Source organism: Paludibacterium sp. B53371, from assembly GCF_018802765.1.
Taxonomy (GTDB): domain Bacteria; phylum Pseudomonadota; class Gammaproteobacteria; order Burkholderiales; family Chromobacteriaceae; genus Paludibacterium.
The window spans coordinates 3,598,731-3,620,712 of the sequence record NZ_CP069163.1; the positions used below are offsets into that span (position 1 = coordinate 3,598,731).

Genomic DNA, 21,982 nt, shown 5'->3' on the forward strand with positions numbered 1-21,982 from the left:
CACAAAAGCAAACACCCCGGCGCATGCGCCGGGGTCGTCGGTGCCTGTTGCGGCAGCTTACTTGGAAACGTCGGCGCCGAAGTACTTGTGCGAAATCTTCTTGTAGGTACCGTCAGCGCTCAGCTCAGCCAGCGCCTTGTTGATGGCGGCCTGCAGTTGCGGGTTGCCCTTGCGGAAGATCACGCCGGAGGAATCGGCATTGGCATCGGTCGCCACGATTTTCACCTTGGCATTCGGCTGATGCTTCTTGAAGTCCAGGAAGGACAGGCTGTCGTTGATGGTGGCATCGACGCGGCCGGAAGCCAGCAGTTCGATGGCGTCATTGAAGCCTTGTACCGGCACGATTTCGGCACCGTTGGCCTGGGCGATCTTGCCGAAGTTGCTGGTCAGGGTGTTGGCCGATTTCTTGCCCTTCAGATCGGCAAACGACTTGATGCTGCTGTTGTCGCTGCGCACGATCAGCGCCGCCTTGGAGACGATGTAGGGATTGGAGAAATCGTACTTGGCCTTGCGGGTTTCCGTGATGCCGACTTCGTTGATCACGGCATCGTAGCGCTTGGCATCCAGACCGGCGATCAGGCCGTCCCACTTGCCTTCGACAAACTCGGCCTTCACGCCCAGACGCTTGGCGATAGCCTGACCCAGTTCGACATCGAAGCCGACCAGCTTGCCGCTGGCGTCATGGAAGGTGAACGGGGCATAGGTGCCTTCGGTACCGAACTTGATGACACCGGCAGACTTGATGGCGGCCAGATCATCGGCGAGGGCGGAAGTCGCTGCCAGCGGCAGGGACAGGGCGAGTAACAGGGTCGGGACGAGTTTCATGGATGCTCCTGGATTTTGGTTGGTTTTGCAGTGACTTTAACAGCAATAAATTAGTTCTAGAAATAATAATAACTTATGTTTTTATTTCGGGAGGGTATATATCGCGGCTGTCCTGAGCCAGAAACGCCCGCAAGGCAGAGAGAAAGACATCGACCTTTCGAGGCCGCAAACCCTGCTGTGGCAGCACCGCGCTCAGCGGCGTGCGCTGTCGTCCGCTCAGGGTGAACGGTGTCAGCACCGCCTGCAACTGGCCCTGCCGCAGCGCCTCGGCCAGCAACCAGTCGGGCTGTCGCAGCAGCCCTTCGCCTGCCAGCGCCCAGGCAAGCAGCGCCCGGGCATCATTGCTGACATGCCGGCCAGACACGGCCACTTCCAGCATTTCTCCTTCATGCTGGAAGCGCCAGCGGCTGTGGCGGCGGTAAGTCAGGCAGGTGTGTGCCGCCAGCTCGCGCGGATGCTGCGGTACGCCGTGTCGTGCCAGATAGGCCGGACTGGCACAGGTCAGATGATGATAGTGCAACAAGGGCAGGGCAATCAGGGAAGAGTCGGCCAGATGGCCGGTGCGCAAGGCCAGATCGATGCCTTCGCCCTGCAGGTCGAGTACCCGGTGATCGATGAGCAGCTCGACCTCGATGTGCGGATAATCGTGGCAAAAATCCGCCAGCCAGGGATAAATGAAATGCGCCGCCACCCCAGGCGTGGTCGTCACCCGCAACTGACCATGCGGCTCGCGCGCATGACGCCGTACCGCCTCCTCGGCCGCCTGAGCCTGCTGCAAGATCTGGCGTGCCTGACCGTACCACAAGCGGCCAGCTTCGGTCATGGCCAGCGCCCGGGTACTGCGCTGTAACAGACTGACGCCGAGATGGCGCTCCAGCCGGGAGATGGTGGCAGTCACACTGGCCGGGGCCAGATCCAGCACCCTTGCCGCGGCCGCCATGCTGCCGGCGTCCACCACCTGACAGAACACCCGCATCGCCTGAAGCTGATCCATGCTGCCCCTGAATTCTTCACAAAAAACGAATAATCAATCCATATTGCATGACTTTATTCGCCATGGCCAGTGACCTAGCCTGAGCACTTTCCCCCGAGATGGAGAACGAGTCATGCAAGGACAATGGTTTCACCTGATTCGCCGCCCAGACGGCATGCCGCGCCCGGAAGACTTTGCCCTGGTCAGCGGACCCTTGCCGGATCTGGCGGCTGACGAGGTGCTGGTCGAGAACCTGTTTCTGTCTGTTGATCCCTATATGCGTGAATGCATGGATGCCGAATGGGCATTGCATCAGCCGCTGGAAGGCCGCAGCCTGGGGCGGGTCATCGCCTCGCGAGCCGCCACGCTGCCGGTCGGTTCGCTGGTGTACCACCGCCAGGGCTGGCGCAGCCATGCCGTCCTCCCCGCCGCCGGGGCCGTGGTGCTGACGCCGCCACCGGGTGTACCGCTGCGCGCCTGGCTCGGCCTGCTGGGCGGCACCGGCCTGACCGCCTATGTTGCCCTGACCCGTATTGCCCGGTTGCAGCCCGGCGAAGATGTTTTCATCAATGCCGCCGGAGGAGGGGTCGGCATGGCGGCGGCACTGATGGCACGCCGCTTGGGCGCGGGGCGCATCGTCGGCAGCACCGGCTCCGCCAGCAAGGCGCAAGCGCTGATGGCTCAGGGGATCTTCGATCAGGTGGTGGATTACCACGATGCCCATGCCACAGAAGCCTTGCAGGCCGCGTTGCCGGGGGGCGCGCAGATTGCGCTGGAAAATGTCGGCGGACAACAACTGGATCAGACGATCTCGCTGATGGCCGAGCGGGGACGTATCGCCTGGGTCGGTGCGGTCAGTTTGTACAACGGGTCCGGCGCCCCGCCTCAGCCGAAGTTATACGATATCGTTGGCAAGAGCCTGACCTTGCAGGGTTTCCTGGTGCGGGATTACCGCCCCGTACAGGGCGAACTGGAAGACTGGCTGCTGCCGGCACTGCAACAGGGGGAACTGCCGCTGGCCGATACCGTGGTGCATGGCCTGGAACGGTGCGCCGATGCGCTGATCGCCATGCTGCAGGGAAAAAACCTCGGCAAGATGGTGCTGGCTCTGCAAGGCGCGGCGGCTCAATAACGGTCGCGTCCGCGGAATGCCCACCAGCCTGCCAGCCCGGTGAAGCTGGCCACCAGCAGCACCAGAATCCAGAAACCGTGCGGGTGGCTGGACAAGGGCACGCCGCCGACATTCATGCCGAAAAAGCCGGCCACGATATTGATCGGCAAAGCCAGCACCGTCACCACCGTCAGGGTGAACAGCGTGCGGTTGGTTTGCTCGTCCAGACGGGTGGCCAGCTCCTCCTGCAACAGCTTGATCCGTTCCACCAGTCCATCCAGATCGCTCAGCACCAGGGAAAACTCCTCGGTCGAGGTGCGCAGCGCCTGCACATCGGCCTCGGTCAGCCAGACCGGCGGGCGATTGAGCAGGCGCAGCAGCACACCCGGCTCCGGTGCCAGCAGGCGCCGGAAACGTACCAGCACCCGGCGCATGGCCGCCAGATCCGAGCGGTGGTGGCTCAGACGCTGTGCCAGCAGATTGTCCTCGATCACGTCCACCCGGGTGGTGGTCTCGCGCACCATGCCGACCAGCACATCCGCCTGATCCTGCAGCAAATGCACCATCAGGCTGACCGTGGAAGGAAACACCGTACCCTGCCGGACCGCAATGCGCAGCATGTCCACCGATCGCAGCGGCTTGAGGCGCGCGGTCACCAGTACCCGCTGGCTGGCATAGGCCCAGAGTGTGGAAATGTCCGAAGACAGCAGGTCGGCGCTGAAGGTCACGTCGTTGACCACCGCCAGCAAATCCGGCCCGAGCTGCTCGATACGGGTCGAGCGCGAGCCGGCATGGCGCGCCTCGTAGAACTCGTCCGGCAGCGGCAAGTGCTGGCGCAGCCAGCGCTCGGCCGCCGCATTGGCCAGATTGAAATGCAGCCAGACGAACACCCCTTCCTCGCGGGCGGCCAGACAAGCCTGCGCTTCACTGGCGTCAAGCGGCTCGCCGGGTGTCCCGGGGCGAAAGCGGTACGCCGTGATCAGACCGGCCTCGTCCGAGCCGTATTGGGAAGGTGCAATCAGATTTGCCATGCCGAGAGACGATCCTGCACTGGTTAGGGTGATCGGGGAGTGTATCCGCGCCAGATTACCATGTTTGTAGATTGTTCCATGCAGTCCGGATAGACGGATGCAGCAAGATAATACTTGACGAAAACCGTTGGCTTTTCTATCTTGGCACTATCCCAAGGGGGAGTAGCTCTTCGCTGTGGTGTCGTCACGACGGATTGCCGGAAACGGCCATCCCGGCATCCCAGGCAGCCCGTGTGCTGCGAGCAAGACCTTTGCTGCGTAAGCTGAGGTCCCCCTGTCAGGCAGAAAACGGCCCTCAGTCCGCAATGGATCCGGGCCGTTTTTTCGTGCGCCATGGTGGTGCCGCGGCCATTGTCTGACCGGGAGCGTCAAGTATGGAAACCATTGGTACCTGGTGGATGTGGGCAGGCTTCTTTGCCCTGGTCCTGTTTATGTTGCTGGTTGATCTGCTGCTGGTCGGCGGCGGGCGCGAACATCGCGTCAGCTTTCGCGAGGCGGCGAGCTGGTCGGTGATCTGGGTCGCCACGGCCCTGGGCTTTGCCGGTCTGCTGTGGTGGCATCTGGATGGCCAGTATGGCCGCGAGATGGCCGATACCAAGACACTGGAATTCATCACCGGCTACCTGATCGAAAAATCCCTGGCCGTTGATAACGTCTTTGTCTGGCTGATGCTGTTTGCTGCCTTCGCCGTGCCGCCCAGCCTGCAAAAGCGCGTGCTGGCCTTTGGCATCCTGGGCGCCATCGTGATGCGCACCGGCATGATCTTTGGCGGCGTCTGGCTGATCAACCAGTTCCACTGGCTGCTGTATGTCTTCGGCGCCTTCCTGCTGCTGACCGGCATCAAGATGTGGCGCACCGTCGACCAACCTGCCGATCCGGCCAACAATCGCCTGCTGCAATGGCTGCGGCGTCGCCTGAATGTCACCGAACAACTGCAGGGCGAGCGCTTTGTCGTCATGCAGCACAAAGATGGGCGGCTGACACGTTTTGTCACCCCGCTGTTTCTGGTGCTGATCCTGGTGGAAGTCTCCGACCTGGTGTTTGCCGTCGACTCCATCCCGGCGATCTTTGCCGTGTCGCGCGACCCCTTCATCGTGCTGACTTCGAACGTGTTCGCCATTCTCGGCCTGCGCGCCATGTACTTCCTGCTGGCCGGCCTGGCGGATCGCTTCGTTCTGCTCAAGTATGGCCTGGCCGTGGTGCTGGTATTCATCGGCGCCAAGATGCTGCTGCTGGATGTGTGGCCGATCCCGGTACTGTTCTCGCTCGGGGTGGTGGCCGCCATCATCGGCACCTCGATCGTGTTGTCGCTGCGCAAGACCGCGCCCGGCGTGCCGCCGGCCAGCGGCTGGCGAGATGAAGTCTGACCCGGTCTTCCGCTGAAAGGAGCACAGACATGAAACGTATCGTGTTGTTTGTCCTGACCAACCTGGCGGTGCTGCTGACCCTGTCGGTCACCGCCCGCCTGCTCGGCGCCGATCGCTTTCTCGGCGCCCAGGGCATGCAGTTTGGCAGCCTGCTGGTGTTTGCTGCCCTGTTCGGTTTCGGCGGCGCACTGATCTCCCTGGCCATGTCGCGCTGGGTGGCCAAAATGTCGGTCGGCGCCCAGGTCATCACCCAGCCGCAAAACGAGCTGGAGGCCTGGCTGCTGGGCACGGTTCGCCGCCTGGCACAGCAGGCCGGCATCGGCATGCCCGAAGTCGCCATCTATGACGCGCCGGAGGTGAATGCCTTCGCCACCGGCATGCGGCGCGACGCCAGCCTGGTCGCCGTGTCCAGTGGCTTGCTGCACACCATGAGCCGCAGCGAGGCTGAGGCCGTGCTGGCGCACGAAGTGTCGCATATCGCCAATGGCGACATGGTGACCATGACCCTGCTGCAGGGCGTGATCAACACTTTTGTCATCTTCGTCGCACGTGCCGTCGGCTGGGCGGTCGAACGCATGTTGCAGGGCGAAGGACGGCAGGCGAGCTGGGCCTATTTCCTGACCTACTTCGTCCTGGAAATCGTGCTCGGCCTGCTGGGTTCCCTGATCGTGATGTGGTTCTCGCGCCAGCGCGAATTCCGTGCCGATGCCGGCGCGGCAAGGCTGGTGGGGCGAGAGGCCATGATTGCCGCCCTGCGCCGGCTGCAGGGCGGGCAGGCGGCCAGCCTGCCAGCGCGCATGGCGGCCCTGGGGATCCACGGTCTGCCCGGCGGCAGACTGGGCCGGCTGTTTTCCTCCCACCCGCCGCTGGCGGCGCGGATAGCCGCCCTGCAATCCTGGCGTGCCGTCTGATCCTGCGTCAGCATGCGCTACCCACTAAACATGGAATGGAACCATGACGGAAACCTACACCGTGCTCGCCATCCTGATGATCGCCGCCGGTTTTGCCGGCATTCTCCTGCCGCTGCTGCCGGGCGTGCCGCTGATCTTTGGCGGACTGTGGCTGCTGGCCTGGCACGATGGCTATCAGCATGTCGGTCTGGCCCCGCTGCTGCTATTGGGCCTGCTGGCTCTGCTGGGCTGGCTCGCCGATTACCTGGCCTCGGCCTGGACCGTACGCAAGAGCGGTGCCAGCTCCCGTGCCATGTGGGGTGCCGGCCTCGGCAGTGTGCTGGGTGTGTTCGGCGGATTGGCGGGCCTGCTGCTCGGCCCGCTGCTGGGCGCCCTGCTGGGCGAACGCAGCAGCGGCCGCGACTGGCGCCAGGCCGGACGGGCGGCGCTGGCCGCCGGCAGCGGGCTGATCGTCGCCACCCTGGCCAAATTGCTGCTCGGGTGCCTGATGCTGGCAGTGTTCGGGCTGGCCTGGCTGTGGTAAGGCTATAATGACGGCATCAAACCGTCTTGCCAGAAAAAACACCATGTCCCCCGCGCTGACTGCCTTGCGTCAACTGATCGATCAGGCCAACCACATCGCCGTGCTCAGCGGAGCCGGCATGAGCACCGAGTCCGGCATTCCGGATTTCCGCTCCGCCAAAGGGCTGTGGACCCGCAACATGAGCCTGCCCGAAGTCGTGTCGATCGATTATTTCCAGCGCGAACCGGAGGCCTTCTGGCAGGCGTTCCGCGAGATCTTTCATCTCAAGATGGTCGGCGGCTATCTGCCCAACGACGGCCACCGCTTTCTGGCCGAACTGGAGCAGGGCGGCAAACAGCTCACCATCCTGACCCAGAACATCGACGGCCTGCATGGCCGGGCCGGCAACAGCCAGGTGCTGGAATTGCACGGCACCCTGCTGACCGCCAGCTGCCCGGCCTGCGGCAGCAGCCATGCCCTCGACTATGTCCAGCATCACACTCTGCCGCTGTGCCGCCGCTGCCATGAAGTGCTCAAGCCGGATGTGGTGCTGTATGGCGAAGCCGTGCCCCTGATCGAGGCCGCATTTCATGCGGCACTGGAGGCCGATCTGCTGCTGGTGCTCGGCTCCTCGCTCGAGGTGTCGCCGGTGAACCTGATCCCGGTCGAGGCGGCGCGCGCCGGCATCCCCTGCGCCCTGATCAACTACACCCCGACCCGCTTCGACGAGCTGTTCGACCCCTGCATTCACGCCGGCATCGGCGAAACCTGCCGCCAGCTGGCGGCGCTGGCGGCCTGAGTCCGCTCAACGGTCGGCGCGTGCCGCCGAGAAGTCGATATCGCCCAGCGCAATCAGCGGCCGGCGATGCTTCCACTTGTAGCCCAGCCAGAACAGCAGGAACAGCGGAATGCCGATATAGGTGGCCAGCACGCCGTTCCAGTCGATGTGCGCACCGCTGAAGGCCCCGACGTTCTGCCCCAGCATGATCACCAGACACAGCACAAAGGCGAACAGCGGACCGAAGGGGAACCACCTGGCACGATACGGCAGCACCGACAGATCCTTGCCCTGGGCGACCAGCGCCCGGCGGAAGCGGTAGTGGCAGATGGCGATGCCCAGCCAGGCGATGAACCCCGTCATGCCGGCACAGTTCAGCAGCCACATATACACCTTGCTGTCACCCCACAGCGAAGTCAGGAAACACAGCGCCGCCACGGCAGTCGTCAGATACAGCGCGTTGCGCGGCACCCCGTTGCGCGACACCTTGCCCAGCGCCCGCGGCGCCATGCCATTTTGCGCCATGCTGTAGAGCATGCGCGTGCAGGCATAGATGCCGGAATTCCCCGCCGACAACACCGCCGACAGAATCGTGGCGTTGACCACGCTGGCCGCCGCCGCCATGCCGGCACGCTGGAACACCAGGGTGAACGGGCTGGCGCCGACATCGCTCATCTCATTCTTCAGCAACAGCGGATCGTTGTAGGGCAGCAGCAGGCCGACCACCAGAATCGACAGCATGTAGAACATCAGGATGCGCCAGAAAATCTGTCTTGCCGCACGCGGCAAGGTTTGAGCCGGATCATCCGCCTCGCCGGCGGCCACACCGATCACCTCGGTGCCCTGATAGGCAAAGCCGACCACCATCGAAACACTGATAAAAGCAGCAAAACCGCCGACGAAGCCGTTGCCGCTGGCAAAAAACACCGGCAGGCCCGCCGCCAGACCGTGATACACCGGGCGGGTCATGATGCCGACAATCATCAGCAGACCGATGACGATGAAGGCGATGATGGTCAGCACCTTCAGCAGCGAGAACCAGTATTCCGCCTCGCCGAACCCCTTCACCGACACAATGTTCAGCGCCACGATCAGCGCCAGGGACAGCGCACTCCACACCCAGCCCGGCGTGGCGGGGAACCAGTAATGCATGATCAGCCCGGCCGCCACCAGCTCGACGGCGATCACCACCGCCCAGTTGAACCAGTAATTCCAGCCCAGCGCAAAGCCGAAACCCTCGTCGACAAAGCGGCTGCCATACACCTGAAACGAACCGGTCTGCGGCATATAGGCCGCCATCTCCCCCAGACTGGTCATGAGGAAATACACCATCAGACCGCACACCGCATAGGCCAGCAGCGCGCCGGCCGGGCCGGCACTGGCAATGGTGGCACCGGAAGCCAGAAACAGCCCGGTGCCGATCGAACCGCCAATGGCAATCATCGACAGATGGCGCGCGCGCAGGGCGCGGCGCAAGCCGCCGTTAGCTTGGTTGTCTTGCATGTCAAAACCTTTGGATCGGGATATCGCTATCTTGGGTCATGCCGCGCTGCGGCGGGCATCAGTCTAGACAGATCAATCAGATAAAATGAAATATTTCCAAAAATATGCAAAAAAGCTGAAATCAGCACGAAAAACGGCAAAAATCACATAAAAATCGTGGTTTGGAAAAATCTAGCATAAAGCAGGAAAACTAGACAAATGTTTAATTTGTCTAGTCATGTGAGCGAGGGGAAGCGCGAGACCCGGGGCAGCCGTCAGCCGATGGCTTTGCCCGGGCGGGACGTTTGTACGGATAGTTCGGCGGGCGCCGACAGATGTTCGCCGGCAGTGGTTGCCGCCAGATGGGACGGCATGTGCAGGAACACCATGACGATCAGGGGCAGCAGGGTCGCCATGACCGTGCCGATGAATTGCCGGACGAATTGGTCGAGTGCCGGATGCATACTTTTCTCCTGTATCGCTGGCGGACGGCGCAAGCCGCCATCCGCCAGCAGTCAAATGGCCGGCCTAACAAGCCAGGGGGACAAAATCACGCTTGGTGACACCACACTCCGGGCAGCGCCAGTCATCCGGAATGGCCTCCCAGGGGGTGCCGGGGGCGAATCCTTCTTCCGGCCATCCGGCGCGCGGGTCATAGACCACGCCACAGGCCTGACAAAGATAGAGCGTTTCAGTCTGACTCATCATGATGTGTGCTTTCATTCCAATGGGTGGGGCCGGACAAACCGACAGTCGCACTGCTGGCAGACAGCCAGTCATAGGCACAGAAGCCCAGAACGGCAGCCAGCAACAGCAGGGCGAGCCAGTGATGATTGCGCGTCACCAGATCAGGGCCACGACCCGGGAGACGGCCGGTCAGCATCGACCAGGGCAGGTTTTGTTGACGCAGCAGCGAGGCCAGCAGTACCAGCCCGACATGAGCCAGGACCAGTCCCAGCATCAGATTGCCGAGCAGATCATGACCTTCTGCCACCCACTCGGGGGCGTCATGATTGCTCAGATAGCCCGTGAGCGTCAGGGGCACAATCCCGAACAGCAATAACAGCACCAGCAAGGCCATCACACCCTGCTGCCCCTGCCTGATCCACTGCTTCGGCGACGGCTGCCACCACCGGCCTTTGCGCAGCAGATCCGGCAACAGCCCGGCACGGCTTTGCCAGAGCGACAGTCGCGCCGGACCCGGCCCCATCAGGCCATACAGCAGACGAAAGACCAGCAGTCCGGCCAGTGCATAGCCAAGCGTCATGTGCAGGCTGCGCCAGGCCTCGCTTTCCGCGGTCAGCCAGGCGCCGGTAAAGCACAAAGCACTCAAGGCATGACACATCCGCACCGGCGCATCGACCACCCGGCGAGAGGCCGGAGCCGTCACCGGGGCGCCCTGAGCGGGAGATTCCATCCGGGTTGTCATGTCAGTCTCCCTGAAAGGCACGCATTTGCCCGACCGACAGCCCGGCCGGCAAGCGCAGCGCATCGTCACTGAAACGCCCTTGTTCGGCGCCGACATGGCAAGCCTGGCAATTCGCGGCACCCTTCACCGAGGGCAGGCGCCAGACATCCGGACCGATGGCCGAATGCTTGTGCATGAACCAGCTGCTGCGGGTAATCCGGTCTTGCGCTGGCGCCGAGCGCATATGCTTGCCTTGCCCGGCGTTGTCCTGCAGCCAACTGGCGATCAGCTTGACGCTGGCCGGGTCGATGCTGGCATCCGTCCCGAAATGCTTGTCCAGATTGCCCATGATGCGTTGCCAGGACTCGGCCGGCAGCAGCCCGGGGGGATACGCCAGATGGCAGGCCGCACATTCTTGTTGATAGGCCTTGGGCACCGTGCGCGGCATCGCGTGTTTGCCCTCGGCCAGGGCCGCCGGGATCCAGCCCGGGCCACTCAGTAATGCCACCAGCAAAATCGGCTTGGCAATGTGCATGGCCGTTCTCCTAGCGACGCAGGCTGATCAGAAAAGCCAGCACATCGGCTTTTTCCAGTGCGGTACATTCCCGCTTCAGCACGTCATTGCAGTTGCGCCGGAACCATTTGTCCGTCTTGGCCTGATCGGTCAGGGCGGCCGGATTAAATGCGGGGGCCAGGGGTGACAGGACCTTGCCGGTACCGGCATGCTTGCCTGGTGCACTGGGCGGGTTGCCGTGACAGGATGCACACGACCACTCGGCACCATGATTCCGGGTAAAGAACAGCTGACCACGAGCGGCCTGACCGGGGCTGCCAGCCTGCTGGTTCCAGTGTTGCAACTGAGCGGCCGGGGTGGTGTCGCCAGCCTGTGCCAGGGCACCAAGGCACAGGCAGGTCAAGCCGGCCAGAAGAGCGCATCGCTGCATGTTGTGACTCCTTTGCTGAGTGATGCTGCCAGTCTCCACCAACACACTTGAAGCCAGCCTGAAGGCCGTGTTCATCTGCCGTTCAGCTACAGTGAGATAGGGTGAAAACTCGCCAACACAGGACCACACCATGAAGTGGAGTTCATTTGCCGGCATGATGCTGCTGCCGGGGCTGCTGCTCCCGCTGCCGTGCCGGGCAGACACGGAGCAGGATGTCGCCCGCAAAGCCGTGCAGGCGGGCGAAATCCTGCCACTGGAAAAGGTCATGAAAGTCGTGCAGCAGGCCTTCCCCGGCGCGGTCCTGGAAGTCGAGCTGGATCGCCAGGAGCAGTTGTGGGTTTATGAGATCAAGCTGCTGCAGGACAATGGCGTCGTGCGCAAAGTGCGCTACAACGCCAGAACGGCAACCCTGATCGATAGCAGAACCAAGCCGCAGAGGGCAGGCAAAAGACATGGCCATCCCTATGCGCCGGGAGAGGGGGCATGAGACTGCTGCTGGTCGAAGATGAGCGGACCCTGCGCCAGCAACTGGCGGACACCCTGCGCACCAACGGCTATGTCGTCGATGAAGCCGAGCAGGGCCAGGAGGCCTGGTTCATGGGGGATACCGAAAACTACGATGCCGTCATCCTGGATCTCGGCCTGCCCGGGATGGACGGGATTTCGGTGCTGAAGCGCTGGCGGCAGAACGCCCGCAGCATGCCGGTACTGATTCTGACCGCCCGGGACAGCTGGCATGACAAGGTCGAGGGCATTGATGCCGGCGCGGATGACTATCTTGCCAAGCCATTTCATATGGAAGAGCTACTGGCGCGGGTCCGTGCGCTGATCCGTCGCGCCCATGGCCTGGCCTCACCATTACTCTCCTGCCACAACATCACGCTGGATACCCGAAGCGGCAAAGTCTGTGTCAGCGGCGTACCGGTCAACCTGACCCGCCATGAGTACCTGGTGCTGGCCTACCTGATGCACCGGCCGGATACCATCATCTCCCGCAGCGAATTGACCGAACACATTTACGCCCAGGATTACGACCGGGATTCGAATACCATCGAAGTGTTCATCGGGCGCCTGCGCAAAAAACTCCCCACCGAAGCCATTGAAACCCTGCGGGGACTGGGCTACCGACTGAACAAGGGATAACCATGCCGCTGTGGACCACGCTCCGGGACAGTTTGCGCTGGCGATTGCTGCTCGCCACCGCCATCAGCATCAGTCTGGCGCTGTTGCTGACCGGCTGGTCCCTGCAGCGATTGTTCCACGACCACGTGGATCGCCAGATGGCACAGATGCTCTCCTGGCAACTGGATCAACTCACCGCCCAATTCGACCTCAGTCCCCAAGGCGAGCCGGTGGTGGACCCCTCCCGGCTGTCCGACCCACGCCTGTCCCGCCCCTATGCCGGGTTGTACTGGCAAATTGATCAACTGAAAAACGGTCATGTCCTGCAACTTGGCCGCTTGCGCTCGCGCTCATTGTGGGATGTCACCCTGCGGCTGCCGGACGATGGGCTGGTGGCCGGCTCCCTGCACCAGCACGACATCAGCGGACCGGCAGACCAGCAACTGATGGCGCTGGAGCGCGTCGTTCGCCTGCCGGCGGCGCAGGGCAGCCAGTGGCGGCTGATCGTGGCCGCCGACATGCGCAGCATCCATCAGGCCATGAGTGCCTTTTCCGGCATGCTGACACTGGCACTCGGTCTGCTGTGCCTCTTGCTCATCATTGCCGCCCTGGTTCAGGTCCATGTCGGCCTCGCTCCGATGCGAGGATTGCGCCAGGCCTTGCAGGACATCCAGCAGGGACGAGCCAGCCAGCTTCAGGGACGCTTCCCCCAGGAAATGCAAGCGCTGGCAGCAGATTTCAATCTGGTCCTGCAGCGCAATGCCGAACTGGTCGCACGGGCCAGGATACAGGCAGGCAATCTGGCGCATGCCATCAAGACACCGCTGGCGGTCATGCGCCAAACCGCCGAACAACTGGCATCGTCACAGCCCGGCATGCGCGACATCAGTCAGCGGATGCAGGAGCAGATAGATCTGGCAAGTCGCCAGGTGCAATGGCACCTCGCCCGTGCGCGCGCCGCCGCCGCGGCAGAAGTGCCCGGGCATGCCGTCGAAGTCGGTCCGGTCATCGACGGATTGCTGCGCACCATGCAACTGGTCCATGCCGAGCGGCAACTGAGCATGCAGTGGGATCAGGCCAATGGCCGGCTTCGCTTTGCCGGCGAAAAACAGGACCTGCAGGAAATGCTCGGCAACCTGCTGGACAATGCCTGCAAATGGGCACGGCATCAGGTCACGCTGACGGTGACCACCCGGCAGGGACAACTGCAGTGCCAGATCCGGGATGACGGCCCCGGCATTGCGCCCGAAGCACTGGATGCCGTGCGGCAGCGGGGCGTGCGACTGGACGAGTCGGTACCGGGACATGGCATGGGTCTGTCGATCGTCGCCGAACTGGCAGCGCTTTACCGCGGGCAGCTGCAGCTCGAACCTTCACCGCAGGGCGGACTGTGCGCCACCTTGCGATTACCGATGATCCCCCCAACCACCTCTGCCGCGGAGTCACCGCCATGAAACATCACGCGATGGGATGGAATCTGCTGCTGCTGGCGATTCCCTTGCTGTCTTTGATGCTGCACTGGCTTGGCGCGGCCAGTGACTGGCACCTGCCGACCCGCTGGCTGCTGGTGTGCGCCACGATACCGGCCCTGCTGGTATTGCTGTTTGAAACCGGCAGCGCGCTGATCCGCCGGCAGTTTGGCGTCGACCTGCTGGCCATTCTGTCCATGCTCGGGGCCTTATGGATGGGAGAGCCGGCCACCGCGGCCGTCATTGCCGCCATGACCGCCACCGGCAGAGGGCTCGATCGCTATGCCACAGGCCGTGCCGAACGCGAGATGACCGCCCTGCTGGCCAGAGCACCCCACCAGGCCAATCGCCTCCACGCAGAACAGCTCGAACGCATCCCGGTCGAGGCCATCGCGCCGGGCGACCTGCTGCTGGTCAGACAGGGGGAGACGGTCCCGGTGGACGGGCCCCTGATGAGCGAATACGCCACCCTGGATGAATCCTCCCTGACCGGCGAGGCCCTGCCGGTCACCAGACAAGCCGGTGATCTGCTGCTCAGCGGCGTGATCAATGCCGGCGAAGCCATCCGCATGCGGGCGGCCCGCGCCGCGACAGACAGTACCTTTCAGGGCATCATCCGCATCGTCGGGCAAGCCAGCCAGACCCGCTCGCCAGCCACCCGGCTGGCAGACCGTCATGCCCTCTGGTTCATTCCGTTCGCCCTCCTGCTGTCACTGCTGGCCTGGCTGATCAGCCATGACCCGGTCCGTGCGCTGGCCGTACTGGTCGTGGCAACCCCCTGCCCGCTATTGCTGGCAGTGCCGGTCGCCCTGGTCTCCGGCATGTCGCGCGCGGCCCGGCGCGGCGTATTGATCAAGGGCAGTGCGGCGCTGGAACAGCTGGCCAGGGCGGACCACCTGTTCTTTGACAAGACCGGCACGCTGACCGGGGGAACCGCCCGCCTGACGGCGATCCGCTGCTTCGAGCCGCCGCATACACCACAGACACTGCTCAGGCTGGCCGCCAGCATGGACCAGATGTCCTGCCATGTGATGGCCACCGCCATCTTGCAGGCGGCACATGAACAGGGCCTGACGCCACTCCCCTTGCCGGAGGACGTGCAGGAAGTCGCCGGTGCCGGCCTGACCGGACGGGTAGGGACGCAGCAGGTTTGCCTGGGAACACTGGATTTTGTCCTGACCCATGCCAGCGCCGGACCCTGGTTCGAACAGGAACGCAAACGCCTGCCGCTGGAGACCGCCTCGGTGGTGGCCGTCGCCATTGATGGCCAGTTGGCCGGATGGCTGCTGCTCGCCGATCAGCTGCGTCTGGAAACCCCACGCGCCCTGCGCATGCTGCGCCGGGCCGGCGTGCAGAAAATCGTCATGCTGACCGGCGACAAGCAGGAGGTCGCCGAGGGCATCGGCACCGGCATCGGTGTCGATCAGGTGCTGGCGGAACTGACACCGGACATGAAGCTGCAGCAGATCCGTGCCGCTTCCGGTCAGCACTGCACCATGATGGTCGGCGACGGCGTCAATGACGCCCCCGCACTGGCGGCAGCCGGCGTGGGTGTGGCCATGGGCGTCCGGGGAGCGGCAGCGGCGGCAGAGAGCGCCGATATCGTGCTGATGGTCGACCGGCTGGATCGCCTGGCCGATGCCAAGCAGATTGCCATGCGGACCATGCGTATCGCCCGCCAGAGCGTCATGCTGGGCATGGGGCTGTGCCTGCTGGCCATGCTGACGGCCGCACTGGGCGACTTGCCGCCCCTGCAGGGCGCGCTGTTACAGGAGGTGATCGATGTGCTGGCCATCCTCTCCGCCCTGCGGGCACTGCTTGGCCAGTCCGCTCGCCCGGCGGACCGGACGCTGAGCACCGAACGGGTCAATGCCCTGCGCGAAGAACATCAGCAATTGCTGCCGCTGCTCAACCGCCTGACCGAGGTGGCCGCCTTGCTGCCGCAAGCCAGTGAAGCAGAGCAGTACCAGAGACTGCAGGCGCTCTGCCACCAGCTGACCGAAGAACTGCTCACCCATGAACAGCAGGACGAGCAAGGCTTGTATCCCGCCGTGACCGCCATGCTGCCCGGCGAAGACCCCCTGGCGGCACTGAGCCGCAGCCATCAGGAAATCCATCGCGAAGTGCGCAGACTGGCACAACTCACCACCCTGCTGCAGACCAGCTGCACCGTGGCGGCCATTCAGGATATCCAGCGCAGTCTCTACGGACTGGAGGCCATCCTACGACTGCATTTCGCCCAGGAAGAAGAACTGTTCGGCAGCCTGCAGGCCTGAGCGGCCCCCGCCGGCTCAGCCCAGCGGATGAGCCTGGCGCGTCAGCGCGATGAAAGCGCGTGCCGCGAAAGACAGGCTGGCACCCTGGCGCCAGACCAGCGCCAGCCGCCAGCGCAGATCACTGCCGGTCAGCGGGCGCAACACCACCCCCTCGACCGCATGGCGCTGCGCCACGATGTCCGGCAACAACATCGCCCCGGCCCCGGCCGCCACCAGCGCCAGACCGAAACCGGGCTGACCAATGCGCGCCACTTCGCGCGGCGTAAAGCCGACCGACTGACACGCCTCGCGAATCAGCCGGTTGAGTACGAAACCATGCTCGAACATCACCAGCGGCGTCTCCGCCAGCGCACCCAGGGCAATCTCTGACTGGCCGGCCAGCGGATGCGAGCGCGGCAGCGCCACCCGGATCGGATCGTCATGAACAAACAACATCGCCATGTCCTCGCGCAACGGCAGGATGGTCGCCGCCAGCTCGATCTGCTCATCACGCACCGCCGCCGCCAGCTCCTCGCCCCCGCGCTCCAGCAGCGACAACTGAATCGCCGGATACTGCTCACGAAAGCGCGCCAGAATCGGCGCAAAAATCTCGCCACTCCCCAGCGGCGGCAGACCCAGCCGCAACTCGCCCCGCTGCAGCGCCGTCATATCCTGCAGATCCGCCAGCAGCCGCGCCCGGCCGGCCAGCAACTGGCGCGCGTGCTCCAGCACCAGCTCGCCTGCTGCCGTCACCTTCAGACCGACCCCGCGCTTGCCGCGCTCCAGCAACACCACCCCCAGCTCGTCTTCCAGTTGATGAATGGCCTTGCTCAGTGCCGGCTGGGTGATATGCACCCGCTCAGCCGCCCGGGCGAAACTGCCGCTCTGCACCACTTCCTCGAAGTACTTCAGTACGCGCAAGTCCATTGAATAACCAAAAGTTATCTAATCATGTAATTGTATTCATTATATTTATTTTTCAGCCGTGCATATACTCTGAATCCTGTTCCTTCGTGTTTCTCGAGGTTGATCGTGAAGTTGTCTCGTCTGTTGCGCACCGTGGTGCAAGTCGCGCTGATCTGCCTGCTGCTGTGGCTGTGCAACCTGCTGGTGGCCTGGAGCCACCTGCCCCTGCCGGGCAGCGTGCTCGGGCTCGGCATCCTCGCCCTGCTGCTGATCGGCAAGGTGGTGCCGGAAAACGTGGTCGAGCTGGGCGCCGCCTGGCTGCTGGCCGACATGCTGCTGTTCTTCATTCCGCCGGTGGTGGCCGTGCTCAAATACGGCACCCTGATCAGTCAGAGCGGCCTCTCCCTGTTCGTGGTACTGCTCGGCGGCACCGCCACCGTGATGATCGGCACCGCCCTGGTCGTCGATCGGGTCTTCGCCTTCGAAACCCGCCTGCGCGAGGGGAAACAACATGCCTGACTATCTCTGGGCCCTGCTCAGCCTGGCCGTCACCCTGACCCTGTACTACCTGGCCAAGCACCATTACGGCCAGACCCGCCGCTTCTGGGCGACCCCGCTGCTGGCGGCGCCGGCCGGCGTCATCCTGCTGGTGTACTCGCTGCAGATCCCGCTGAATGACTATTTCCGCTACACCCACTGGCTGGTGATGCTGCTCGGGCCGGCCACCATTGCCTTTGCCCTGCCGATCTACCGCCAGCGCCAGATGATCCTGCGCTACCCGATCACCATCCTGTCCGGCGTCGTCACCGGGCTGATCCTCGGGCTGGCCTCCAACTGGGCCCTGGCCCATCTGATGGGGCTGCCGGCGGTACTGGAACGCAGCGTACTGCCACGCTCGGTGTCGACACCCTTTGCCCTGCAGGTCTCGGCCAAGTTCGGCGGCATGCCCGACATCACCGCCATGCTGGTGGTGCTGACCGGCTTGATCGGCATGCTGTGCTGCGAACCGCTGTTCAAGCTGACGCGCATCCGCACCGCCCATGGCCGTGGTGCCGGCCTCGGCTCCTCCGCCCATGGCGCCGGCACCGCCAAGGCCCATGAACTCGGCCTGGAAGAAGGCGTGATCTCCAGCCTGACCATGATCTTCACCGGCATCGGCATGGTACTGCTGGCCCCCCTGGTCGCCAGCTGGCTGAATTGACCCCCTGACTTGAGCAAAACACCGGCGTCTTGCAGGATCAGGCAAGAAACCTGCAGGACTGAGATACCGGTTTTCAGTCCCTCCCCCCTAGACTTTCCTCCGTGTCATGTCGCCACCGAACCCGGCCGGTGGCGACCCGACGACAGCCCGTCTTGATTACACGGAGGCCCCTGCCATGTTTGCATCAACCCCCCGCTTTCCCTCCCTCGGAGGCTTGCTGTCGCTGTGCTCGGCACTGCTGATGAGTTCACTGCCACTCCTGTCCAAGGCAGACACCTTGCCGGCACAAGGCAGCGCCATGCACCTGAGTCAACAATGGGACAAGACCTTTCCCGAAAGCAGCAAGGTCAATCACCGCAAAGTCACCTTCGTCAACCGCTACGGCATCACCCTGGCGGCCGATCTGTATCTGCCGAAACAACACCCGGCCGGCCCCTTGCCCGCCATTGCCGTCAGCGGCCCATTCGGCGCCGTGAAAGAACAGTCCTCCGGACGCTATGCCCAGACCATGGCCGAGCGCGGCTTTGTGACCCTGGCCTTTGATCCCTCCTACACCGGAGAAAGCAGCGGCACCCCGCGCAATGTCTCCTCACCGGAAATCAACACCGAAGACTTCATGGCCGCCGTCGATTATCTCGGTCTGCAAGCCAACGTTGACCGCCAGCGCATCGGCATCATCGGTATCTGCGGCTTCGGCGGCATGGCCCTGAATGCCGCTGCCGCCGACAAGCGCATCAAAGCCGTCGTCACCACCAGCATGTACGACATGTCGCGCGTCATGGCCCGTGGACTGGGCGACAGCATGAGCGACGCCCAGCGCAACCAGGTATTGACCTTCCTGAGCGAGCAACGCTGGAAAGACGCCGCCGCCGGCCAGCCGGCCCCCGGCAGCCACAGCTTTGCCTTCGATGCCGAGGGGAAAGTGCTGATGACGGCACGCGGCCTGCCGGAAACCCTGCCGGCCAACCCGCACCCGGTGCTGCAGGAATTCTTCGAGTACTACCGCACCCCGCGCGGCTACCACAGCCGTTCCGTCAACTCGACCGGTGCCTTCACCGCCACCAGCGCCATGGCCTTCATGAACATGCCCCTGATGAGCCACATCCAGGACATCGCCCCGCGGCCGATCCTGCTGATCGCCGGCGAACAGGCCCACTCGCGCTATTTCAGCGAAGACGCCTACCGGGCGGCGGCAGAACCAAAACAGCTGCTGATTATCCCGGGCGCCAACCACGTCGACCTGTACGACCGCATGGACGTCATCCCCTTTGACACCATCACGGCCTTCTTCAACCGCAACCTGAAATGACACGGCGCCGGGGGCATGGCCTCCGGCCAACCGGTGTCCGAGAACGAACCCGAATGCCACCAACCCAAGCCATCCCGCCGCCGGCACGCGCCGCCGTCTGGTCGCTGTCCCTGTGCGTCGGCCTGCTGATCGCGGCCGAATTCATGCCCGTCAGCCTGCTGACCCCCATGGCGCGCGACCTGCAGGCCACCGACGGCATGGCCGGACAAGCCATCTCCCTCTCCGGCCTGTTTGCCGTGCTGGCCAGCCTGACCATCGCCCGTCTGACTGCCCGTCTGGATCGCAAGCGGGTCTTGCTCACCCTGGCCGGCTTGATGCTGCTGTCACTGCTGCTGATGGCGCAGGCGGCAGACTTTACCGGCCTGATGCTGTCGCGTGCGCTGCTGGGACTGGTGATTGGCGGCTTCTGGTCCCTGGCGACCGCCACCGTCAGCCGACTGGTGCCGGCGCCCGCCGTCCCGGCCGCGCTCGGTACCGTCTACATGGGCAACGCCGTCGCGACCACCCTGGCCGCCCCGCTGGGCAGCTACCTGGGCGGCCTGATCGGCTGGCGCGGCGTATTCTGGCTGCTGGTGCCGCTGGCCGCCCTCAACCTGCTGGCACTCTGGCGCACACTGCCGGTCATGCCCCGTCAGGCCGCACGCGCCACGACATCACCCTGGCAGCTATTGCGACGGCGTCATGTCCGCCTGGCCCTGCCGGCCGTCATGCTGACCTTTGCCGGCGCCTTCTGCGCCTTCACCTATTTCCGGCCCTTCCTCGAGCAGCAAGCCCACGTCAGCCCGCAGCAACTGTCGCTGATGCTGTTCAGCCTGGGCATTGCCGGCCTGGCCGGCACCCGCCTGGCCACCGCCCTGCTGCCGCGCCATCTCTATCGCCTGCTCGGCCGCGCGCCCCTGGCGCTGACCCTGGTGACCCTCGCCCTGCTGATGCCGGGGGCCAGCCTGTGGGGGGTGGCCATGCTGCTGTTTGTCTGGGGCTGCCTGAACGCCGCCATCCCGGTCGGCTGGTCCGCCTGGCTGGCGCTGGGCGTGGCCGACCAGCAGGAAAGCGCCGGCGGTCTGCTGGTCGCCGGCATCCAGCTGGCCATCCTGCTCGGCGGCCTGCTCGGCGGCACCTTGCTCGACCATCTGTCGATCCAGGCCACCCTGCTTGGCGCCGGCAGCCTGATGCTGCTGGCGACCCTGCTGCTGGGCAACGGCCAGCAACTACAACCGGCACGACCGCCCGAAAGGCAAGCCTTACTCCCCAACCCTGTGGAACCATGAAGAAAGGACAATCATGAGCACATCAAACGTTAAAGCTTATGCGGCCACCTCCGCCACCACCCCGCTGGGCCCCTATCCGATACAGCGTCGCCGGGTGCGCGACAATGACGTCGAAATCGACATCCACTACTGCGGCGTCTGCCATTCCGATCTGCATACCGCCCGCAACGACTGGAACTGGACGGTGTACCCGATCGTTCCCGGCCACGAAATCATCGGCAAAGTGAAAGCCGTCGGCCCCGGCGTCACCCGCTTCAAGGTCGGCGACACCGTCGGCGTCGGCTGCATGGTCGATTCCTGCGGCCACTGTGCCGCCTGCGAAGACGGCTACGAGCAGCATTGCCACAGCGGTGCTACCTTTACCTATGGCTGGCCCGACAGCGAACTGGGCGGCATCACCCAGGGCGGCTATTCCGAGAAGATCGTCGTCAACCAGGACTTCGTCCTGCGCGTACCCGATCAACTCGACATGGCCAGCGCCGCCCCCTTGCTGTGCGCCGGCATCACCACCTGGGCCCCGCTGCAGGAAGCCGGCATCGGTCCGGGCAGCAAGGTGGCAGTCGTCGGGCTCGGCGGCCTGGGCCATATGGCCATCAAGCTGGCCAGCGCCCTGGGGGCGGAAGTGACCCTGATGACCCGCTCGGCCGGCAAGGAACAGGAAGCCCGGCGCCTGGGTGCCCACCATGTCGTGGTCAGCGGCGACGATGCCAGCATGACGGCGGTGGCCAATCAGTTCCATCTGATCGTCGACACCGTGCCCTATGAACATGACCTGAACCCGTACCTGCCGACCCTGACCCACAAGGGCAAGCTGGTGCTGGTCGGCTACCTCGGCCCGCTGGAACCGACACTCAACTCGGTGGTGATGATCATGGGCGGACGCAGCCTGGCCGGATCGATGATCGGCGGCATTGCCGCCACTCAGCAAATGCTGGACTTCTGCGGCGAACACCACATTGGTGCCGATATCGAGGTGATTCGCATGCAGGACATCAATCAGGCCTATGAGCGTATGCTCAAGAGTGATGTGAAGTACCGTTTCGTCATCGACATGGCCTCCCTGAAGCAGGAAGGCTGACAGACACCGGGCCGCCTCGCCTGTGCCGGCGGCCCGGCAGAA

24 protein-coding genes are annotated in these 21,982 nt (G+C 64.0%); 14 read left to right on the forward strand and 10 right to left on the reverse strand.

Features of this window, described 5'->3' with window-relative positions:
• Positions 1 to 57: 57 nt before the first annotated feature.
• Entirely contained in the window at positions 58 to 825 is a 768-nt protein-coding gene (locus tag JNO51_RS17140; protein ID WP_215779771.1) for an amino acid ABC transporter substrate-binding protein, read from the reverse strand.
• A 73-nt stretch (positions 826 to 898) separates the two neighbouring features.
• Positions 899 to 1,819, reverse strand: a complete 921-nt coding sequence (locus JNO51_RS17145) for a LysR family transcriptional regulator (protein ID WP_215779773.1) — start codon at positions 1,817 to 1,819, stop codon at positions 899 to 901.
• A gap of 112 nt (positions 1,820 to 1,931) precedes the next feature.
• On the opposite strand from JNO51_RS17145, the gene JNO51_RS17150 reads away from it, so the two are divergent.
• Positions 1,932 to 2,930 carry an NADP-dependent oxidoreductase gene (locus JNO51_RS17150; RefSeq protein ID WP_215779776.1) on the forward strand — a complete coding sequence of 333 codons (999 nt, stop codon included), beginning with the start codon at positions 1,932 to 1,934 and terminating at the stop codon, positions 2,928 to 2,930.
• Here JNO51_RS17150 and JNO51_RS17155 read toward each other — a convergent pair.
• Positions 2,924 to 3,940: a transporter gene (locus JNO51_RS17155; RefSeq protein ID WP_215779778.1), complete on the reverse strand. Its 1,017-nt coding sequence runs from the start codon at positions 3,938 to 3,940 to the stop codon at positions 2,924 to 2,926. The genes JNO51_RS17150 and JNO51_RS17155 overlap by 7 nt on opposite strands.
• 374 nt (positions 3,941 to 4,314) lie before the next feature.
• Here JNO51_RS17155 and JNO51_RS17160 point away from each other — a divergent pair, with 374 nt between their 5' ends.
• From JNO51_RS17160 to JNO51_RS17175, 4 genes are read left to right on the forward strand one after another with little or no spacing between them, the layout of a single operon-like run.
• Positions 4,315 to 5,307, forward strand: coding sequence for a TerC family protein (locus JNO51_RS17160; protein ID WP_215779780.1), 993 nt, complete (start codon positions 4,315 to 4,317; stop codon positions 5,305 to 5,307).
• A 29-nt stretch (positions 5,308 to 5,336) separates the two neighbouring features.
• Entirely contained in the window at positions 5,337 to 6,218 is an 882-nt protein-coding gene (gene htpX, locus JNO51_RS17165) for a protease HtpX (RefSeq protein ID WP_215779783.1), read from the forward strand.
• Between the two features lie 43 nt (positions 6,219 to 6,261).
• A complete protein-coding gene (locus JNO51_RS17170) occupies positions 6,262 to 6,741 on the forward strand; it encodes a DUF456 domain-containing protein (RefSeq protein ID WP_215779785.1) in 480 nt (159 codons plus the stop codon).
• A 43-nt stretch (positions 6,742 to 6,784) separates the two neighbouring features.
• Complete coding sequence (locus tag JNO51_RS17175) at positions 6,785 to 7,519, forward strand: NAD-dependent protein deacylase (protein ID WP_252346133.1); 735 nt, start codon at positions 6,785 to 6,787, stop codon at positions 7,517 to 7,519.
• Positions 7,520 to 7,525: 6 nt separating this feature from the next.
• On the opposite strand, the gene JNO51_RS17180 is transcribed toward JNO51_RS17175, so the two are convergent.
• The 6 genes from JNO51_RS17180 to JNO51_RS17205 form a co-directional block, all read right to left on the reverse strand.
• The gene (locus tag JNO51_RS17180) at positions 7,526 to 9,001 is read right to left on the reverse strand and encodes an amino acid permease (RefSeq protein WP_215779787.1); all 1,476 of its coding nucleotides are present in this window, start codon (positions 8,999 to 9,001) and stop codon (positions 7,526 to 7,528) included.
• A 254-nt stretch (positions 9,002 to 9,255) separates the two neighbouring features.
• A complete protein-coding gene (locus JNO51_RS17185; protein WP_215779789.1) occupies positions 9,256 to 9,444 on the reverse strand; it encodes a hypothetical protein in 189 nt (62 codons plus the stop codon).
• Positions 9,445 to 9,508: 64 nt separating this feature from the next.
• Complete coding sequence (locus tag JNO51_RS17190) at positions 9,509 to 9,685, reverse strand: rubredoxin (RefSeq protein ID WP_215782775.1); 177 nt, start codon at positions 9,683 to 9,685, stop codon at positions 9,509 to 9,511.
• Positions 9,672 to 10,409, reverse strand: a complete 738-nt coding sequence (locus tag JNO51_RS17195) for a cytochrome b/b6 domain-containing protein (RefSeq protein WP_215779791.1) — start codon at positions 10,407 to 10,409, stop codon at positions 9,672 to 9,674. The genes JNO51_RS17190 and JNO51_RS17195 overlap by 14 nt, the downstream gene beginning before the upstream one ends.
• Before the next feature lies 1 nt (position 10,410).
• Positions 10,411 to 10,923, reverse strand: a complete 513-nt coding sequence (locus tag JNO51_RS17200; RefSeq protein ID WP_215779793.1) for a diheme cytochrome c — start codon at positions 10,921 to 10,923, stop codon at positions 10,411 to 10,413.
• A 10-nt stretch (positions 10,924 to 10,933) separates the two neighbouring features.
• Positions 10,934 to 11,332: a DUF1924 domain-containing protein gene (locus JNO51_RS17205; protein ID WP_215779795.1), complete on the reverse strand. Its 399-nt coding sequence runs from the start codon at positions 11,330 to 11,332 to the stop codon at positions 10,934 to 10,936.
• Between the two features lie 130 nt (positions 11,333 to 11,462).
• Between JNO51_RS17205 and JNO51_RS17210 the strand changes: the two genes are divergently transcribed.
• From JNO51_RS17210 to JNO51_RS17225, 4 genes are read left to right on the forward strand one after another with little or no spacing between them, the layout of a single operon-like run.
• Positions 11,463 to 11,819: a PepSY domain-containing protein gene (locus tag JNO51_RS17210; protein ID WP_215779806.1), complete on the forward strand. Its 357-nt coding sequence runs from the start codon at positions 11,463 to 11,465 to the stop codon at positions 11,817 to 11,819.
• The gene (locus JNO51_RS17215; protein WP_215779809.1) at positions 11,816 to 12,475 is read left to right on the forward strand and encodes a response regulator transcription factor; all 660 of its coding nucleotides are present in this window, start codon (positions 11,816 to 11,818) and stop codon (positions 12,473 to 12,475) included. Before JNO51_RS17210 ends, JNO51_RS17215 begins: the two co-directional genes overlap by 4 nt.
• Positions 12,476 to 12,477: 2 nt before the next feature.
• The gene (locus tag JNO51_RS17220) at positions 12,478 to 13,908 is read left to right on the forward strand and encodes a sensor histidine kinase (protein WP_215779811.1); all 1,431 of its coding nucleotides are present in this window, start codon (positions 12,478 to 12,480) and stop codon (positions 13,906 to 13,908) included.
• The gene (locus tag JNO51_RS17225; RefSeq protein WP_252346134.1) at positions 13,905 to 16,199 is read left to right on the forward strand and encodes a heavy metal translocating P-type ATPase; all 2,295 of its coding nucleotides are present in this window, start codon (positions 13,905 to 13,907) and stop codon (positions 16,197 to 16,199) included. The genes JNO51_RS17220 and JNO51_RS17225 overlap by 4 nt, the downstream gene beginning before the upstream one ends.
• A gap of 15 nt (positions 16,200 to 16,214) precedes the next feature.
• Here the strand turns inward: JNO51_RS17225 and JNO51_RS17230 are convergent, their stop codons facing one another.
• A complete protein-coding gene (locus JNO51_RS17230) occupies positions 16,215 to 17,105 on the reverse strand; it encodes a LysR substrate-binding domain-containing protein (RefSeq protein ID WP_215779813.1) in 891 nt (296 codons plus the stop codon).
• A 105-nt stretch (positions 17,106 to 17,210) separates the two neighbouring features.
• On the opposite strand from JNO51_RS17230, the gene JNO51_RS17235 reads away from it, so the two are divergent.
• The 5 genes from JNO51_RS17235 to JNO51_RS17255 all read left to right on the forward strand — a co-directional run bounded on the left by JNO51_RS17235 (position 17,211) and on the right by JNO51_RS17255 (position 21,940).
• A complete protein-coding gene (locus JNO51_RS17235; protein ID WP_252346135.1) occupies positions 17,211 to 17,603 on the forward strand; it encodes a CidA/LrgA family protein in 393 nt (130 codons plus the stop codon).
• Entirely contained in the window at positions 17,596 to 18,285 is a 690-nt protein-coding gene (locus JNO51_RS17240) for an LrgB family protein (RefSeq protein ID WP_215779816.1), read from the forward strand. The genes JNO51_RS17235 and JNO51_RS17240 overlap by 8 nt, the downstream gene beginning before the upstream one ends.
• A 175-nt stretch (positions 18,286 to 18,460) precedes the next feature.
• Positions 18,461 to 19,594 carry an alpha/beta hydrolase gene (locus JNO51_RS17245; RefSeq protein ID WP_252346136.1) on the forward strand — a complete coding sequence of 378 codons (1,134 nt, stop codon included), beginning with the start codon at positions 18,461 to 18,463 and terminating at the stop codon, positions 19,592 to 19,594.
• Positions 19,595 to 19,647: 53 nt separating this feature from the next.
• Positions 19,648 to 20,862: an MFS transporter gene (locus JNO51_RS17250; protein ID WP_215779819.1), complete on the forward strand. Its 1,215-nt coding sequence runs from the start codon at positions 19,648 to 19,650 to the stop codon at positions 20,860 to 20,862.
• A 13-nt stretch (positions 20,863 to 20,875) separates the two neighbouring features.
• Positions 20,876 to 21,940: an NAD(P)-dependent alcohol dehydrogenase gene (locus JNO51_RS17255; protein WP_215779822.1), complete on the forward strand. Its 1,065-nt coding sequence runs from the start codon at positions 20,876 to 20,878 to the stop codon at positions 21,938 to 21,940.
• Positions 21,941 to 21,982: the final 42 nt, after the last annotated feature.

What these genes read in the sequence shown, in the direction of transcription:
- JNO51_RS17160 (WP_215779780.1), top strand. Translation starts at nt 4,315, where the DNA reads ATGGAAACCATTGGTACCTGGTGGATGTGGGCAGGCTTCTTTGCCCTG.
- JNO51_RS17250 (WP_215779819.1), top strand. Translation starts at nt 19,648, where the DNA reads ATGCCACCAACCCAAGCCATCCCGCCGCCGGCACGCGCCGCCGTCTGG.
- htpX (WP_215779783.1), top strand. Translation starts at nt 5,337, where the DNA reads ATGAAACGTATCGTGTTGTTTGTCCTGACCAACCTGGCGGTGCTGCTG.
- JNO51_RS17200 (WP_215779793.1), bottom strand. Translation starts at nt 10,923, where the DNA reads ATGCACATTGCCAAGCCGATTTTGCTGGTGGCATTACTGAGTGGCCCG.
- JNO51_RS17140 (WP_215779771.1), bottom strand. Translation starts at nt 825, where the DNA reads ATGAAACTCGTCCCGACCCTGTTACTCGCCCTGTCCCTGCCGCTGGCA.
- JNO51_RS17215 (WP_215779809.1), top strand. Translation starts at nt 11,816, where the DNA reads ATGAGACTGCTGCTGGTCGAAGATGAGCGGACCCTGCGCCAGCAACTG.
- JNO51_RS17175 (WP_252346133.1), top strand. Translation starts at nt 6,785, where the DNA reads ATGTCCCCCGCGCTGACTGCCTTGCGTCAACTGATCGATCAGGCCAAC.
- JNO51_RS17170 (WP_215779785.1), top strand. Translation starts at nt 6,262, where the DNA reads ATGACGGAAACCTACACCGTGCTCGCCATCCTGATGATCGCCGCCGGT.
- JNO51_RS17190 (WP_215782775.1), bottom strand. Translation starts at nt 9,685, where the DNA reads ATGAGTCAGACTGAAACGCTCTATCTTTGTCAGGCCTGTGGCGTGGTC.
- JNO51_RS17145 (WP_215779773.1), bottom strand. Translation starts at nt 1,819, where the DNA reads ATGGATCAGCTTCAGGCGATGCGGGTGTTCTGTCAGGTGGTGGACGCC.
- JNO51_RS17255 (WP_215779822.1), top strand. Translation starts at nt 20,876, where the DNA reads ATGAGCACATCAAACGTTAAAGCTTATGCGGCCACCTCCGCCACCACC.
- JNO51_RS17180 (WP_215779787.1), bottom strand. Translation starts at nt 9,001, where the DNA reads ATGCAAGACAACCAAGCTAACGGCGGCTTGCGCCGCGCCCTGCGCGCG.
- JNO51_RS17195 (WP_215779791.1), bottom strand. Translation starts at nt 10,409, where the DNA reads ATGACAACCCGGATGGAATCTCCCGCTCAGGGCGCCCCGGTGACGGCT.
- JNO51_RS17225 (WP_252346134.1), top strand. Translation starts at nt 13,905, where the DNA reads ATGAAACATCACGCGATGGGATGGAATCTGCTGCTGCTGGCGATTCCC.
- JNO51_RS17210 (WP_215779806.1), top strand. Translation starts at nt 11,463, where the DNA reads ATGAAGTGGAGTTCATTTGCCGGCATGATGCTGCTGCCGGGGCTGCTG.
- JNO51_RS17155 (WP_215779778.1), bottom strand. Translation starts at nt 3,940, where the DNA reads ATGGCAAATCTGATTGCACCTTCCCAATACGGCTCGGACGAGGCCGGT.
- JNO51_RS17230 (WP_215779813.1), bottom strand. Translation starts at nt 17,105, where the DNA reads ATGGACTTGCGCGTACTGAAGTACTTCGAGGAAGTGGTGCAGAGCGGC.
- JNO51_RS17150 (WP_215779776.1), top strand. Translation starts at nt 1,932, where the DNA reads ATGCAAGGACAATGGTTTCACCTGATTCGCCGCCCAGACGGCATGCCG.
- JNO51_RS17220 (WP_215779811.1), top strand. Translation starts at nt 12,478, where the DNA reads ATGCCGCTGTGGACCACGCTCCGGGACAGTTTGCGCTGGCGATTGCTG.
- JNO51_RS17185 (WP_215779789.1), bottom strand. Translation starts at nt 9,444, where the DNA reads ATGCATCCGGCACTCGACCAATTCGTCCGGCAATTCATCGGCACGGTC.
- JNO51_RS17205 (WP_215779795.1), bottom strand. Translation starts at nt 11,332, where the DNA reads ATGCAGCGATGCGCTCTTCTGGCCGGCTTGACCTGCCTGTGCCTTGGT.
- JNO51_RS17245 (WP_252346136.1), top strand. Translation starts at nt 18,461, where the DNA reads ATGTTTGCATCAACCCCCCGCTTTCCCTCCCTCGGAGGCTTGCTGTCG.
- JNO51_RS17240 (WP_215779816.1), top strand. Translation starts at nt 17,596, where the DNA reads ATGCCTGACTATCTCTGGGCCCTGCTCAGCCTGGCCGTCACCCTGACC.